Source organism: Candidatus Edwardsbacteria bacterium, from assembly GCA_018821925.1.
Classification (GTDB): Bacteria; Edwardsbacteria; AC1; order AC1; family EtOH8; genus UBA2226.
The window spans coordinates 1-14,088 of record JAHJLF010000024.1; the positions used below are offsets into that span (position 1 = coordinate 1).

Here is a 14,088-nt window from a genome sequence, read left to right on the forward strand (position 1 = left end):
ATCACCGCCGCCGAATCGTAATAATAGACGGGACTCTGCCCGGCCCGGGCGAAGAACTCTGGAATAAATGTGGCCGCCAGGCTGTAGCCGAAGGCGGCGGTGGTGCCCACCGCCACCAAGGTGTTCATGTCGGCATTGCGCCGTTTTATCGCGGCCCACAATCCCTGATAGAACGGCCAGCCGGAGAATATCTGGACCGGGGCCGCCAGAGCCAGCATTATATAAGGATCATGCAGCCAGGCCGGAAGGAAAGGAAAGAACATATGCATCCCGCCCAAAAAGACAGGAACGGCGAATATCAGGGCGAACAAAAATCTTTTTTTAAGCGACCGGTAATATTCCTCCCGCCGGGTATCCAATGATGAAACGGCGGCCAGCGCCGGGGCTTCTGATGAAGGCGGCATTTCCGGAACCTGATAGCCCGAATCGTTGATGGCTTTGACTATCCCGGCGATATCGATCTGCCCCTCATCGTATTCTATAAAAGCCTTCTCGGCGGCCAGATTTACGTTGACCGAAACTATCCCGTTGAGCTTTTTCAGGTACTGCTCGACGTTATTGACGCAGGAGGCGCAATGCATCCCGCTGACGGGGATCTCGGTTTTCCTCATATTTCTAAAAATCGATTTGCTTGATATTCAGATCGGCCAGATGGCCGGTGTCGTTCAGGCAGGTCAACACGAACCTTGCCCCGGCCCATTCCACGGTGGTCAGCCCGCAGGACGAAAGCTTGATATTCCAGAAACCCTCCGGCTCCATGTTCAGCATCTTCATCAGGATCAGCTTTAGGATCACCCGGTGGGTGACCACCGCCACGGTGGATTCCGGAAGATTGTCCTCGACCAGGCCTTTGATGGCCTTCAGGGACTGGGCCTGGACATCCTTGATGTTGCTGGCCCCCGGTATCCTGGCCTTCCAGGGGTTCTCCCGCCAGGTCTGGTATTGCTTGGGATACTTTTGCTTTACCTCCTGATGGGCCATCCCCTCCCACTCCCCGAAGCACATGTCCACCAGCCCCGGGCCAACCATCACCGGCAGGCCCTGCAGACGGGCGATGGCCTCGGCGGTGGCCATGGCCCTTTTCAGCGAGCTGGAATAGATGGCGTCTATCCTGCGGGATTTGAGCCTGGCCCCCAGGGCCTCGGCCTGCCGCTGGCCGGCCTCATCCAGTTCGATATCCTTGGATCCCCTGAATATCTGCTCCCTGTTCCATTGGGTTTGACCGTGCCTGACCAATATCAGTTCCACCGCTATCTCCTTCGAAAGATGATACACCTTCCATTATACGGATTATATTCATAAAAGCAATACTAATGATGGAATATTTTAAAAGCCAGCAGGGTCATTGCTGGCTGTGGTATCTGTTAAGAAATTCCTGACTCCATTCATCAAATTTATCATCCGTTATGGCCTGCCTTATATTTTCCATCATTGCCAGATAGAACCGCAGGTTGTGCACCGTGGCCAAGTGGGCGGCCAATATCTCCCCGGACATGAACAGGTGCCTTAAATAGGCCCGGCTGAAGTTGCGGCACAGGTAGCAGTCGCAGCTTTCATCCACCGGGGCCAGATCATCCTGATGCCTGGCGTTCTTCATGGCCAGCTTGCCCGAGGCGGTGAACAGGGTCCCGTTGCGGGCGTTACGGGTGGGCATCACGCAGTCGAACATGTCCACCCCCAGAGAGATGCCCCGGATGATGTCTTCGGGGAATCCCACTCCCATCATGTATCTTGGTTTATCGATGGGAAGGATCTGGTTGGCGGCCCCGATGGCCTCCCAGGTGGCCTCCTTGGGCTCCCCGATGGCCAGCCCGCCGATGGCATATCCCTCAAAGCCGATCTCCACCATCTCCCGGGCGCTGCGCTGGCGCAGTTCCGGATGGGTTCCACCCTGGACGATCCCGAAAAGCGCCTGGCTGTCGGTATCGCCGTTTTTCAATTCCAGAAATTTCTGCCGGCATCTTTTGGCCCAGCGGGTGGTCCGGGCGGAGGAATCCTCGGTATATTCATAGGTGGAAGGATAAGGAATGCACTCGTCGAAATTCATGATGATATCGGCCCCCAGGTCAACCTCCAACTGCATCACATTCTCCGGGGTGAAAGTATGATATGAGCCGTCCAGGTGGGATTGGAATTCCACCCCTTCTTCCTTGATCTTCCTGAGCTCGGCCAAGCTGAAGACCTGGAATCCTCCGGAATCGGTGAGGATCGGCCGGTCCCAACTCATGAAGTTATGCAGCCCCCCGGCCTTTTTGACCATCTCCTGTCCGGGCCGCAGATAGAGATGATAGGCATTGCCCAGTATGATCCTAGCACCGACATTTTTAAGATCCTGCGGGGTCATGGCCTTGACCGTACCCTGAGTGCCCACCGGCATGAAGATGGGCGTCGGAATATCCCCATGCGCGGTAGTAATCGCTCCCTGCCTGGCCTGGCCGGAAGTATGTTCTAATTTGAAATTCATATTTTTACGTTGAGCTTCAGTTTAGGAAGTTAAATGCTTTAGTAATTTTAAATTATCTTGTTGACTGCTTTATTCTGAGCAGCGCTACCGTCATTCTGAGCTAAGCCATTTATCTTACAAGCCGAAGAATCTCAGATCCTTCGATAGGTTAATGGAACGTCATCCTCAGGATGACGATAAACCTTCGCGTTCCTTCGACTCGACTCAGGGCGGCTCTGCTGCTAATTAGATTATCATCATGGCATCGCCGTAGCTGTAGAAACGATATCTTTCTTTTATCGCTTTCTGATAAGCCTTCATCACATTCTCCCGCCCGGCCAAAGCCGAGATCAGCATGATCAGGGTAGATTTTGGCAGGTGAAAATTAGTGACCAACGCGTCCACCATCTTGAACTCATAAGGCGGGTAGATGAATATCTCGGTCCAGTCTGACAGTTTGCCGCTCTGCCCGAAGCTCTCCAAAGCCCGGCTGGTGGTGGTCCCTACGGCTATAATTCTTCGATTTCTTGTTTTACCATTTTTTAATTTATCTGCCACTTCCTGGCTTATATTGTAAAACTCGGCATCCATTTTATGTTCCCGGATATCCGCCGCTTCCACCCCTTTGAATGTCCCCCAGCCCACGTGCAGCAGTATCTCCAGCACCTCTACCCCCTTGTTCCTGATCTTTTCCATCAGCTCCGGTGTAAAATGCAGACCGGCGGTAGGCGCAGCCACCGCTCCGGATTCCTTGGCATAGATGGTTTGATAACGGTCCCTGTCCGCCTCATGAGGATTTCTGTCAATATAGGGCGGCAGGGGCACCTGCCCCACTTTTTCCAGGGTTTGATAAAATTCGCCCTGATGGCTGAATTTTACCAACCGCTGCCCACCTGGACGGTATTCCATTATCTCGGCCTCCATCAGGCCATCGTTGAATTCCACTTTGGCGCCCGGCATCAGCCTGCGGCCCGGCCGCACTAAGCAGTTCCATAGATCCTCCGCCTCCTGCCGCAATAAAAGGATCTCCACTTCCCCGCCGGTCCCTTTTTTATGGCCGATCAGCCGGGCCGGGATAACCTTGGTGTTATTGACCACTAGTATGTCGGAGGGATCCAGATAATCAACGATATCAATGAACCTGCGATGCTCTATCCTGCCGTCATCGCGATGCAGCACCATCAGCCGGGAGGCATCCCTTTTTTCAGTGGGATTTTTGGCTATCAGTTCCTCGGGCAGTTTATAATCGAATTCGGAAAGCTTCATAATTGCAGATTCTGTATCTATTTGATTTTAGATCATATTCATGATTTATTATAGCATAGGATAATGGTTTGTTCAATTTATAAAAAGACGCCCCAGAGGGCGTCTTTGGAAAAACTCAATTTATACGAATTCCGTATTGATCCGTGTCCTATTTCCCCCCTCCGCACACCGGACAGTTCTGCAGGCTCAATGGTATCTCCAGCCCGGCCTCCTCCATCAATTTCCGATCAGTCAATATATCTTTTGTCGGGCCGTCCGATATTATCCGCCCCTCTTTGATTATTATGGTCCTTTTGCACAGTTCCAGCACCATGTCCAGATCGTGCGAGGTGATTATCTTGGTATGCTCGAAACTACTGAGGATATTCATCAGCCGACGGCGAGATTTGGGGTCCAGCGACGAGGTCGGTTCGTCCAGTATCAGGATGTCCGGGGTCATGGACAGCACCGTGGCGATGGCAGCGGCCCGCTTTTCCCCGGCCGAAAGATGGAACGGGGCCCGGTCTTTAAGGTGCAATATTCCGACCTGTTCCAGGGCCGAGACCACCCTCTGCTCCACCTGAGGTTCGTCGATCTTAAGGTTGCGCGGGCCGAAAGCCACGTCGTCGTGGACCGTGGTCATGAAAAGCTGGTCGTCGGGATTCTGGAAGACCATTCCCAGCCTCTGTCGGATCATGTTCAGAGTGTCTTTGGTAAGCCTGACTTCGCCGATGACCACCTCGCCCTTTGCCGGCCTAAGGATGCCCGTCAAAAGCATCAGCAGGGTGGATTTTCCCGCCCCATTGGCGCCGATGACGCCCACCGACTCGCCGTGGTGAATGCGAAATGATATGCCGTTGACAGCCTGATGGCCGTCGGGATAGGAATAAAAAAGATCTCTGGCTTCGGTGATATGATGGCTCATTTTACGGCTCCAGCAAGCAAGTTACCCAGCCATAAGGGGAGGTTAACCGCTCGTGAGGCGGCAAAAAATGTTCCCCAGCCCATGACATACAAAAAGTCGCCCAAGCCCGGACGGGGCGCTTTCCCGACGTGGTATTCACCGGCAAAGCCCCGCAGGCACATGGCATCATAAACTCGCTGAGCCCGGTCTATGGTCCTCAGCAGGATCTGCCCCAACAGAGGTCCCCACACCTCTCGCTTAAGTCCTTTTTTATTAAAGGCCCGAAGGGCATAGGCCTGCGTGGTCCGGGCGGCCTCCTCCAATAGAACATAAATATACCGGTAGGTCAGCATCATCTGCAGCACGAATATTTTGGGAACCTTCAATTTCCTTAAGGATAGCGCCACTCCATCCATTCCGGTAGTGGCTATCAAAAGCAGGGCTGCGACTACAGCCAATGTTCCTTTTAAAAAGATGGACAGGAAGATCAGCCAACCGGACGATACGGTATGTCCCAGAACGGTTACCGTACCATGATCGAACAGGGGATTTAAAAGCCCGATGCCGATGATCATCGGTTCAACATACAAAAGCCGCTTCAAAAGCGGCCCGGCCGGTATCCGCCCTGCCGTAGCCACGAATACCGGAAAGAACACAAAAGGCAGCAGGGCTATGATGGCGTACTTATCATAGGAGACCAGCAACACCGTGTAAACCAGCGTAGCCAGCAATTTCGTCAAGGGATGCATCCGGTGGATAAATGAATCCCGGCGGGCCAGCTCCTCGAACTGTCTGATGTTATATATGGCGTTTACGATATTGGGCATATGTTCTCTTATTTTCTGCCCCTAAGGCACCATGCATGCCATGAGCAATGCCGAAGGGTCACAAAGTTTTCTTTGCGTATTCGCGATGAATATTTATTTAATTGATTTTTTTCTGACTTTATTGGTTACATTGATAATGAAGCCCATGAAAACCGCCAACAACAAAGTCATAGAACCTCCCACCAATCCGGAGAGGCTGGTGCCACCGCTAACAGCCGGCCACTTCCCTTCAGCATCTTCAGCCGGAGCCTGACTTTCGGATGTTTTGAAACCGTAATCAGGCAAAAAGGCGGTCTTGCTCTGGATGCCTGACATTTTTTGATGGATATTGCCTTCGGCTTCCAGTTCCTCTTTGCCAGAAGCTTTGAACATGGACCACTCCAAGCCGTCGGGATGAGACGAGGCAAACCAGGAAAGCACCGCCCCGGTCAATATTGCCACCGCGGCCAGCCTTATCATCACCTTTTTGAGTGATAGGCTGCCCAGGGGCTGATTCAGAGACACCTTTTCCAGTATCTCCGGCCGGGCCTTCCAGACGAAGGATATCACCGCCGCGGTCACCAATCCCTCAACGATCCCAATGGCCAGGTGAATCGGCTGCATCATAAGCACGAAGGCGCCAAAAGGCAGCTCTGTCTTGCCGGAAAGCACTGTCTCCAACACCACCCCGAAGGCTCCCAACTGCAGTCCGACAATGGCGGCAACCAAAGAAGCAATCATAATTCGCTTAGCGGAAAATTCTTGGCCGATTATTTTTTTATAGATCAGCGGGTAGGTCACAAAGCAGGTGAAAAAACCCAGATTGAAGATATTGGCACCCAGGGCCAGCAGCCCCCCATCGGCAAAGAACAGGGCCTGAATGATGAGGATGGAGGCCATGGCCAGGAACCCGGCATAAGGCCCCAGCAGGATGGCCAGCAGCAGCCCTCCGCCCAGATGGCCGCTGGAGCCGGTTCCGGGGATGGAGAAGTTTATCATCTGGGCGGCGAACACAAAGGCCCCCATTACGCCCATCAAGGGGATTTTTTTAGGATCGCTGTCCTCTTGTATTTTCTTAATGGAATAGGCGGCCACTCCTGCGGTAGCGGCCCACATTGCTCCTCCCACTGCCGGGGAGAGCAGGGCATCTGCCATATGCATGAATTTTATCCCTGTATTTGTTACACGGTTTTTGTTACGATGTAGATGTACTTGAGGGGCGCATTGCCCGTATTCAGCACATCATGTTCGGTGTGGGGTGGACAATACACCGCCTGCCTGGGGTTGATGACGATCCGGCCTTCTGCGCCCAGCATCTCCCCCTGGCCCTCCAGCACCACTACCATTTCTTCGTAATCCTCGGTATTGTGCGTTCCCACCGAAGCCCCCGGGGACAGAGTCACCAATCCGGAATGAAAACAATGATTTTGCGGCGGGCCGGTCAATAATCTTTTATACTGTTCTTCGCTATCGAGCGAAATAGAAAACGCCTTGGTTTCCGTCACTGGAGGGCCTCCTGTAGTACCGCCAGGTTCTTCTTCATGGCGGCGATATAGGCATCCGGCTCCATGGGACCGGTGACTGCAGGATCAAGGGTGTAAACTTTGGCCCCGGTCTCCTGCGCTATTACCCGGGCGGACCCGGCCGGATACTGGGGCTCGGCGAAGAGGGCTTTGACCTTATTTTTTCTTACCAACTCGATGGTCCTGGCCAGCTCCCCGGCGCTGGGCTCCGAACCCGGCTCCCTTTCTATCACCGCCAGGATATTCAAATTGAATTCCCGGGCGAAATAGGGAAAGGCTTCATGAAAAGTGATGATATTCCTGTTTTTAACATCTTTAAGCGCCTGCTGCATTTTTTCTTTCAGCGCTTCCAGCTTGACCAGATACCGCTGAACATTCTCCCGGTAATAGCCGATATATTCTGGATCGGCCTTTTCCAGCCCTGCCTCGATATTACGCACCTGTTGGATGGCCCCGGAAATGCTGACAAATATATGGGGATTGGCGGTACCCTTTTCTTCGATCAATTCAACATTCTCACTGGCATCTATTACCGACATCTTTGTGTTTTGCCGGATCACATCGTTCAGGAATGACTCCATCCCGGCCCCGTTGATCACCAGGATATCCGCCCGGCTCAGGGTCTTCATATCCTGCGGGGTCATCTGGTAATCATGCAGGCAGCCGGAGAATGGCGGGGCCATATTGACTAATTTGACCCCGGGAACATCCTTCACGATATTGGCCGTCATGATATACATGGGATAGAAGGAGGTGACCACGATCAGCCGGGCCGGGTACTCCTTCTTGGCACAGCCGGTTATTAAAAAGCAGGCTGACAGCAAGGATAGTGTCCAAATTTTCATCTAATCTCCCTTGATATTATTGGATTTACGATATTTCGACGACAAAACAGTAACAGCTGCCTTAGGAATGATACCCGGCCTTACATAGTGACCAGTATCGTCAATGCCAGTGGTCATGTCCGGAATTGCTTTTTGGCAGTGATTTAACAGCATGACCATGCTCGTCTATAATCAAATTATTTCCGTTTAGGAGGACCACTGCATGACCGTCATGGAAACCCCTGATAACCGCTTCGTATTGAAAAGGAATTGCCACATTGCCCTGCCGGCCCAAAAAACCGATGCGGCCATTTAATTTAGCGGGGATCAAATCCATCCAATACCCGTTTATAACCTCATATTTTAACTCGGCAACTACCGTTCCAAGACTGTCCACCAGGCCCCATTTGCCATTCTTCGCCACAGACGCCAACCCGCGATGAAAATAACTGACTGCATCGAAAGCAAAAGGAATGATTTCATCTCCCCTGTGATTGATGTAGCCCCATTTCCCGTCCAGGCTGGCGCCGGCTCGCCCTTCTGAAAAATCCTGCACCGGTGCATACTTGAAACATATAACCTCACGGCCAGTGCTGTCCAAGAACCCCCAAAATCCATCTTTACGGGCGACCAAAAGACCTTCGCAAGGCTCCCAGACATCATCGTATTTGAAATCAACTACAACTCTTCCTCTGGTGTTAATCACTCCCCACATATATTTTTTCCGAACAAACGCCCTGCCTCCCATATAAACACGCACATCCTGAAATTGATGAGGAATAATAACCGTTCCGGTGCTGTCAACGTAGCCATAAATTCCGTTTTTAAGATTAGGCATAAGCCCTGGACCCTGCTGGCTAGTATCACAGCTTAAAAAGAAGCTACTACACAGGAACAGGATCAACAATTTGATTGGTTTGTTCGACATATTGTAAGAAAAAATAAATGAGTTAATCAAAGGTGTTACTTCTCTTTAAAATCCCGCAGTAATTCCTGTGGTAATGGTGGCCTTGGGGCCACGTTGGTCATGGATGCGGAGGCCCAGATCCCAGATCAGAGGACCAAAATCCGATGAGCCACCTATCAAACCGCTGTTTTCCAGCACTTCGGAACGGTCATCCAGAATTTCACTGTTCAACTCTCCGCAGACCCGATATTTTTCCATAAAAATATATTCCGCAGCCAACGATGTGGCGATGCTGCCCTTGACCATGGCTTCCCCCGATGCATTGTAGCCCAGATTATAATGCAGTCCCAAATTGCCGTATTCCCGGCTGAGAATAAGGTTCAATCCATAACCGTTGTTTCCTTTTTCAAACCCGGCGCTTACCGAGATGTCGGGGAGCGTCGGTCGTTCTCTAAACAACCCCAGCTTAAAGCTCACTTCCAGCGGAGACATTCCCCAAGCCACGCTGTTGCCGTCGGCATCTTTGTCGGTGCTGTGGGAAAAGCCCAGCCCGAGATCAAAACGGTCGGTCAGGCCGTGTTTGATGGCGATGCCCGGAATCTGGCCGGTTCCGTCCGGACGGTATATGCAGTAGCCAAATGACAGCTCGGTTTCAAACTTTCCTTTCTCCACCGTTCCGGCGTCATCGGTGTCCAAGGGACGGGCGGCGAAAAGCGGGGCGGCGGTCAAAACAATAGACAGAGCCAGGTAAATTGCCGTTCTTTTCATTGGTGGTTTTCCTTTGTTTATATGTTTATGTTTTATGGGCAAAAATAATCGTGCTACGTTTATTATAATTGTAGCACGATTTTACCAAGTTGTCAAGCCCATTTATTGGCCCATGTGCCTTTTATCCGCCCGTTTGCTGCCGCATGTTCACCGTTGCCGTACTCGCCTTCATGGTGGTGGGCCGATGGTATCATCTATGCGCCCTGTTCACCTTGGAGGAAAAAGGGCATCATTCATTCTTTGTGATACCAAAAGGAATTTTCAGGTTAAGACAGATATTTCGGCCCTGATTATAATAATTCATCGGTTTTAAGGTGGATAAATGGTCGAAATATTTCGTATCAAATATATTATTGACAGATAAACTGATATTCAGGCATTGATTGGATATTTTGATATCAGTGCTCAACCCTGCATTTACAAGGGTATAACGATCGGTCGGGGCTTCAAAGGGAGATGGATGATGTTGTCTTAATGCGCTTAGGGCGGATATTCTGATATTCGGATGCAGAAATAATCCAATTTTTCCTTTTTCTGCCCTTGCTTCGTAATGGATTTTTTGAGCGGGGATAAAAGGCAAATAATTCCCGTTTTGTTGTTTGCCGGTTACCATTGAGCAGGTCGCCTGTAGGTGTAGCCAGGACATTGATTGGGGATGAACATGCAGCCCTGCTTCACCGCCTAAAAGATTGGCATTGGTTTGCGAAAAGCGGTAAATACCAACGCCGGCTGCCGTTGTGTCAGAAGTAGGAGCAATGTAAATATAATCATCTATTTGGTTATAAAATCCGGCCAGGTCCAACGACAAATATTCTCCATGATAATGCATGCTAATGTCCGTTTCGCAGGCGTTTTCCGGATTCAGGTTTTCACTGCCGATTTCGTACCTGGCGCCATGCATTCCGTTTGAAGTAAGCTCAGATAAATTGGGCGCCCGGTAGGCTTTGGCTACGTTTACCCTGAGCAAAAGCTGTTCGATTAAGTTGCAGGTAGCACCAACCGAGCCGGTCAGCCTTGTAAAATCTTTAGCTACGGGCGCATGATAATCGCCAGCCCCCTCTGTGCCAAGGGCAAAGGTTTCTGTGATGTACCTGTCGTAGCGCAAACCACCCTGAAGCATTAGTTTATTGAAGAACCTGTATTGCGACAACCCAAGGAATCCTAAGTTATTAATATCTGCATTAGGTAAAAATTGCGATGCTCGGCTATTCCGGTTTCGATTGTTTTGCGACATTCCCTGAAGCCCGATAATGTATTCTGTTTTTTCGTCGGACGGCAAATGCAATTTTGACTCGTAAGTAATTGTATTCAGGTTCATTTCAATAAAAGGGACATCAAGTGTTGTTTGAAGCTTCCGCAAGGCATTCTGGTATGCAGCGTTTATTTCCCATTGAAATTTCCCTAAATACAACATGTTTTGGGATGAAAGCAACTGATGTTCCAAATCCTGATACCAGATTTCGTTTTTGCGGCCCTGTTCTGAAATTAAGGGTTTAACTGGTGGTACGGTCATTCCTAAATCCTGTTTGAAATAATCGTAAAATATTTTGAATGTTCCCGGCTTGCCTGTATAACCCGAATTTAAATTAAACGACCATTCGTTGAAACGAGAATTGGGTACAAAGTCGCCGCCTCCCTGCTTGTAATCGGCATGTGTTTTATTACCAGCCCGAAAACCGGCGAAAACATGTTCCGATGCTCCTTTGATGCCTAAACTATTGTTGAACCCCAATGTATTAGAGTGCAATTGAGTACGGTAATCGCCCAGTATTTCACCTATGGGTGCCGGTTTTTCTTTTATGAAGTTAAATACACCTCCGATGGCATCGGAACCGTATAGTAACGATGCCGGCCCTTTAATGATTTCTACTTTGTCGATATTGTTATCGTCAACACCCAACGGATGGTTTTCGCTAAATTGGTAGTTCTCGATACGTACCCCGTTATTCATTACCAAAATGTCGTTCATTGAAAGTCCGCGAATTACAGGTTTGGATACTCCCTGTCCTTTTGCAATCATATCCACCCCGGGAACTGTGGATAATGCCTCCATAAAGTTTGGTGTGCCTGAAAGAGCAATATCCCTGATTTCTATAACATCTATTTTTACGGCATTTTCGTGCTGCGCTGACACATAGCCGCCCGTAACTACAATTCCCGGCAATTCAATTGGCGTATTGTTCATGATTATATTTAATACTATGTTGCTATCCTGTAGAACAACGGTTTTCATTTCGGCAGCAAACCCGATAAAATAAAATTGCATTTTTATTTTACCATTAGGAAGATTTTCAATCTTGTAATCTCCCGTTTGACCAGTTGCCGTCCCCTTGTTTTGTTCCGGTAAAAACACATTGGCGCCAGACATCGGATTACCGCTTTGATCGGCAACCTTCCCTGAGATGGTATTTTGTGCGCTTGTGATATTACAAAACCATATCATCAAGCAAATAAAAAGTACTTTTTTCATGATTGAATAAGTCCCTTCATTATATTAAGAAAATGAGCACACCACGCCCCTTGCTGGCACGCTTGGAGCATGTCGCTATAAAAAGGGGATGTTTGTTTGGGATTAGGCAAGGAGTGCAGGAGGTCCCCTGATGGGGAATTGGCGGAAAACGGAGGGAAGGATCAGATGATGTGAGTCATGCCGGATGTGAAAATGCTGGGGGGGGTCGGACCGGCTTTCCAATATCAGGATGAACATTACAAACACGAAAACCAAAGCCAGCAGACAAGCCGGGCAATCCAAGTGAATGCAGGCATCCTGGTGGTTGTGGCCATGAATGGGGCTTACCAGCACAACCAGAAGGAAGGCTAATAGGATGAATATCCTGTATAGTGTGTTTATAACCGAACGGTGATTTTTATTCGATCGATATGTCATAGGATTTCACACATCAAGTCTTCTTCATTTTATTTAAGCCCAACCAAGATTAGTCGCATCAGCCCCGCCGTAGCCTCAAAGACCGTTTCACGTATAGTGGTGATGGGAACACCGACGCTTTCAGAGTTGCCGAAATCCCAACCGCCAATCAAACTAATACTAGTGATCCGGCAATCTTTTTTAGACTTGTAAAATGTATTCCCAAAATACTTTCTTATGTAACAGGCCTTAATCGGTTTGCCCGCAATAAAAACTCATCATATTCAATGTTTTTTGCTTCAAATAGACCGAGGATTCGACCTAGCAAAACATCCTTTACAGCATTAACCATTGCATCGCGATATAATTTCATATCATCTTGACATACAGAAGCAGGATCTTTTTCATAAGAGCATTCTATTTCCCACAATTTATCCATCTGCTCGTTATCCATTAGCAGATGCTTACGGTATATGATATGGACCGCCATCTTTTGCGGACAATAGCCAATATAGTAATGAAATTCTCTCCTGGGTGCTTTTATGGTCTCATCGAGGAGATAATGGTTTTTGTCAGGATTCTTTCTCCGGCTGCTTCCCAGAACGTAGGCGATTACATCGCTTACCGTATGATCCATGCTGCTTATAAGGTTAAATTTACCTCTTTCTAATGGTTTTTCGGTTCCGTGCATAAATTCTGTAGCAATTTGGGAAATTTGATACCCTCCGGCGCCACAAAGACAAACATGCCCTAAAAAGATACTTACATCATTAAAACCCATTTTTATTATTTCCTGATCATGAAGGTAGCTTCCAGCTAAAATACCATGTTGATAATGGAGGGGGATGGGCGGTATTTCATAAATGAAGTCATAATTATTATTCCACCGAGGTTCGCTTAATCCATGCAGACCCGTTCTAACAAAATCCGGCATATTCCTCCTTGTTGTTGAAAACCAACTTCGATCGGGGCATTATCTGTTATATTACTCCAGCAATAAACCAGAGGCTTTTTCATCGTCAATAATGGGCGCCGTTGTTTGATTATATTTTGCAAATAAAATCGTGTTACAATTATAATTATTGTAGCACGATACAAATAATGCGTCAAGATAAATTATTCTGCCATCAGTGCAGAACCTGGCAGCTGGCCTTGGAAAGCAGACACTGTCCCACTCCTTTCAGGGCGCCGATCCTTCCCTGAAGGTCCTCCAGTTTTTCCACCGGCCCCCTGACGATAATGGTCTCCATGCAGTGATGATGGTCCAGATGCACGTGCTGAGAGGCGATGATCTCGGCGTCGGCATCGTGCTGCAGGGCCAGCAGTTTTTCCACTAAATGGGGCCGGTGGTGGTCATAGATGATCAGAATGGCCCCCACCATCTCCTGACCCTTCTCGGCCGCCTCGACCGCCAACAGGTTCCGGATCATGTCCCGGATGGCCTCGGAGCGGTTGGTATAGCCTTTGCGCTTGATGAGTTTTTCAAATTTTTGTATCAGGTTTTCCTCCACCGAGACCCCGAAGCGCAGAACTTTTTCCTTTTTCTGACTCATTGTTTTATATTCTATATTTTACTTTTGCTTTTTTATTTTTAAATATCTGTCCCGTTCGCTGAAGATACAGCCGCAGTATTTCTGCCGATAGATTCCCATGGTCTCGGCCATGCTTCGGGCGTAATCAAAGCCGTTTCTCCAGTCCCTGGTGATAAGCTCGACGCCATGTTTATCGGCAGCAGTCTCACCGGCCGAGACGATGGCTTCCCACTGCTGGTACGGGCTGACCATCAGGGTTGTCGAGATAGC

Annotated in this window: 16 protein-coding genes; 1 reads left to right on the forward strand and 15 read right to left on the reverse strand. The window is 49.3% G+C overall.

What is annotated here, in order from left to right:
- From KJ869_02355 to KJ869_02410, 12 genes are all read right to left on the reverse strand, one after another.
- Positions 1-611, reverse strand: a 611-nt coding sequence (locus tag KJ869_02355; protein ID MBU1576029.1) for a cation transporter, incomplete at its 3' end; no start/stop codon positions are given.
- A 4-nt stretch (positions 612-615) separates the two neighbouring features.
- Entirely contained in the window at positions 616-1,248 is a 633-nt protein-coding gene (locus KJ869_02360) for a histidine phosphatase family protein (protein ID MBU1576030.1), read from the reverse strand.
- A gap of 94 nt (positions 1,249-1,342) precedes the next feature.
- Complete coding sequence (gene tgt, locus KJ869_02365; GenBank protein ID MBU1576031.1) at positions 1,343-2,464, reverse strand: tRNA guanosine(34) transglycosylase Tgt; 1,122 nt, start codon at positions 2,462-2,464, stop codon at positions 1,343-1,345.
- A gap of 225 nt (positions 2,465-2,689) precedes the next feature.
- The gene (gene queA / locus KJ869_02370; GenBank protein MBU1576032.1) at positions 2,690-3,709 is read right to left on the reverse strand and encodes a tRNA preQ1(34) S-adenosylmethionine ribosyltransferase-isomerase QueA; all 1,020 of its coding nucleotides are present in this window, start codon (positions 3,707-3,709) and stop codon (positions 2,690-2,692) included.
- A 148-nt stretch (positions 3,710-3,857) separates the two neighbouring features.
- Positions 3,858-4,613, reverse strand: coding sequence for an energy-coupling factor ABC transporter ATP-binding protein (locus KJ869_02375; protein MBU1576033.1), 756 nt, complete (start codon positions 4,611-4,613; stop codon positions 3,858-3,860).
- Positions 4,610-5,419, reverse strand: coding sequence for a cobalt ECF transporter T component CbiQ (gene cbiQ, locus KJ869_02380; GenBank protein MBU1576034.1), 810 nt, complete (start codon positions 5,417-5,419; stop codon positions 4,610-4,612). The genes KJ869_02375 and cbiQ overlap by 4 nt, the downstream gene beginning before the upstream one ends.
- 93 nt (positions 5,420-5,512) lie before the next feature.
- Positions 5,513-6,559 carry an energy-coupling factor ABC transporter permease gene (locus KJ869_02385; GenBank protein ID MBU1576035.1) on the reverse strand — a complete coding sequence of 349 codons (1,047 nt, stop codon included), beginning with the start codon at positions 6,557-6,559 and terminating at the stop codon, positions 5,513-5,515.
- A 20-nt stretch (positions 6,560-6,579) separates the two neighbouring features.
- On the reverse strand, positions 6,580-6,903 hold the full coding sequence (locus KJ869_02390; protein ID MBU1576036.1) for a cupin domain-containing protein: 324 nt from the start codon (positions 6,901-6,903) through the stop codon (positions 6,580-6,582).
- A complete protein-coding gene (locus tag KJ869_02395) occupies positions 6,900-7,766 on the reverse strand; it encodes a metal ABC transporter substrate-binding protein (protein ID MBU1576037.1) in 867 nt (288 codons plus the stop codon). Before KJ869_02395 ends, KJ869_02390 begins: the two co-directional genes overlap by 4 nt.
- A gap of 100 nt (positions 7,767-7,866) precedes the next feature.
- Complete coding sequence (locus tag KJ869_02400; protein ID MBU1576038.1) at positions 7,867-8,583, reverse strand: WG repeat-containing protein; 717 nt, start codon at positions 8,581-8,583, stop codon at positions 7,867-7,869.
- A gap of 135 nt (positions 8,584-8,718) precedes the next feature.
- Complete coding sequence (locus KJ869_02405) at positions 8,719-9,420, reverse strand: hypothetical protein (GenBank protein ID MBU1576039.1); 702 nt, start codon at positions 9,418-9,420, stop codon at positions 8,719-8,721.
- A gap of 229 nt (positions 9,421-9,649) precedes the next feature.
- Positions 9,650-11,890 (reverse strand): TonB-dependent receptor, encoded by a 2,241-nt coding sequence (locus KJ869_02410; GenBank protein MBU1576040.1) that lies wholly within the window; start codon positions 11,888-11,890, stop codon positions 9,650-9,652.
- Positions 11,891-12,067: 177 nt separating this feature from the next.
- Here KJ869_02410 and KJ869_02415 point away from each other — a divergent pair, with 177 nt between their 5' ends.
- Positions 12,068-12,241 carry a hypothetical protein gene (locus tag KJ869_02415; protein ID MBU1576041.1) on the forward strand — a complete coding sequence of 58 codons (174 nt, stop codon included), beginning with the start codon at positions 12,068-12,070 and terminating at the stop codon, positions 12,239-12,241.
- Positions 12,242-12,521: 280 nt separating this feature from the next.
- Here KJ869_02415 and KJ869_02420 read toward each other — a convergent pair whose 3' ends face one another.
- The 3 genes from KJ869_02420 to KJ869_02430 all read right to left on the reverse strand — a co-directional run.
- Entirely contained in the window at positions 12,522-13,220 is a 699-nt protein-coding gene (locus tag KJ869_02420) for a hypothetical protein (protein ID MBU1576042.1), read from the reverse strand.
- A 193-nt stretch (positions 13,221-13,413) separates the two neighbouring features.
- The gene (nikR, locus tag KJ869_02425) at positions 13,414-13,839 is read right to left on the reverse strand and encodes a nickel-responsive transcriptional regulator NikR (GenBank protein MBU1576043.1); all 426 of its coding nucleotides are present in this window, start codon (positions 13,837-13,839) and stop codon (positions 13,414-13,416) included.
- An 18-nt stretch (positions 13,840-13,857) separates the two neighbouring features.
- Positions 13,858-14,088, reverse strand: a 231-nt coding sequence (locus KJ869_02430) for an epoxyqueuosine reductase QueH (GenBank protein ID MBU1576044.1), incomplete at its 5' end; no start/stop codon positions are given.

Coding starts and splice junctions, on each gene's coding strand:
- tgt (MBU1576031.1), bottom strand. CDS start 2,464: ATGAATTTCAAATTAGAACATACTTCCGGCCAGGCCAGGCAGGGAGCG.
- KJ869_02415 (MBU1576041.1), top strand. CDS start 12,068: ATGCCGGATGTGAAAATGCTGGGGGGGGTCGGACCGGCTTTCCAATAT.
- KJ869_02410 (MBU1576040.1), bottom strand. CDS start 11,890: ATGAAAAAAGTACTTTTTATTTGCTTGATGATATGGTTTTGTAATATC.
- queA (MBU1576032.1), bottom strand. CDS start 3,709: ATGAAGCTTTCCGAATTCGATTATAAACTGCCCGAGGAACTGATAGCC.
- KJ869_02385 (MBU1576035.1), bottom strand. CDS start 6,559: ATGCATATGGCAGATGCCCTGCTCTCCCCGGCAGTGGGAGGAGCAATG.
- cbiQ (MBU1576034.1), bottom strand. CDS start 5,419: ATGCCCAATATCGTAAACGCCATATATAACATCAGACAGTTCGAGGAG.
- KJ869_02395 (MBU1576037.1), bottom strand. CDS start 7,766: ATGAAAATTTGGACACTATCCTTGCTGTCAGCCTGCTTTTTAATAACC.
- KJ869_02375 (MBU1576033.1), bottom strand. CDS start 4,613: ATGAGCCATCATATCACCGAAGCCAGAGATCTTTTTTATTCCTATCCC.
- KJ869_02405 (MBU1576039.1), bottom strand. CDS start 9,420: ATGAAAAGAACGGCAATTTACCTGGCTCTGTCTATTGTTTTGACCGCC.
- KJ869_02400 (MBU1576038.1), bottom strand. CDS start 8,583: ATGCCTAATCTTAAAAACGGAATTTATGGCTACGTTGACAGCACCGGA.
- KJ869_02420 (MBU1576042.1), bottom strand. CDS start 13,220: ATGCCGGATTTTGTTAGAACGGGTCTGCATGGATTAAGCGAACCTCGG.
- nikR (MBU1576043.1), bottom strand. CDS start 13,839: ATGAGTCAGAAAAAGGAAAAAGTTCTGCGCTTCGGGGTCTCGGTGGAG.